Origin of the sequence: Spiroplasma sp. ChiS, assembly GCF_002968355.1 — a bacterium.
GTDB classification, from domain to species: Bacteria; Bacillota_I; Bacilli_A; order Mycoplasmatales; family Mycoplasmataceae; genus Spiroplasma; species Spiroplasma citri.
Genome location: NZ_PUUH01000236.1, coordinates 1 through 746, shown reverse-complemented (window position 1 = coordinate 746; position 746 = coordinate 1). Strand labels below are relative to the sequence as shown.

General features: G+C 24.3%; 1 protein-coding gene. It reads left to right on the top strand.

Features of this window, described 5'->3' with window-relative positions:
• Positions 1–500 precede the first annotated feature (500 nt).
• Complete coding sequence (locus tag C6B38_RS10215) at positions 501–650, top strand: hypothetical protein (RefSeq protein WP_162475911.1); 150 nt, start codon at positions 501–503, stop codon at positions 648–650.
• Positions 651–746: the final 96 nt, after the last annotated feature.

The window sequence follows — 746 nt, the reverse complement described above, 5'->3', positions numbered from 1 at the left end:
CAAACAATGGCAAAATTTATTAAACCAAATGGAAATGTACAAGCATGAAATAGTGTTATTAAAACAAGTGCATTAGATTATGATTTACTTGAAGAAACAACATTTTTTACCCCCAATCAGTATTACCACCAGACCCATTTACATATAAACCAATAGAAATTATTTTATTACATTCAAATTCTATTACTTCAAATACCATCAAAGATTCTACTATTGATTTAGGACAAAATAGAATTAATATTAATGGTGGTACTGATGAAATTGTAATATTATCGCAAGATTTTCAAGCATTAGATAAAGATACTAAATTAACTAATTTAGATAATAAATTAGATTTTAATCCGACAGCAGATGGAACATTAGAAAGTTATGTTATTGATTTAATTAATTTACAAACTATTGGTAAAACTAATTTTAAAATTACAACATATTCAGAAAATCCATTTACTTTAAATGATAATATTACTGCATTTCAAAATTTTCAAGGTGAATGACAAACAATGGCAAAATTTATTAAACCAAATGGAAATGTACAAGCATGAAATAGTGTTATTAAAACAAGTGCATTAGATTATGATTTACTTGAAGAAACAACATTTTTTACCCCCAATCAGTATTACCACCAGACCCATTTACATATAAACCAATAGAAATTATTTTATTACATTCAAATTCTATTACTTCAAATACCATCAAAGTAATATACTTACTAATAATTTATTTTGTAATACTGTTGGTATATTTTT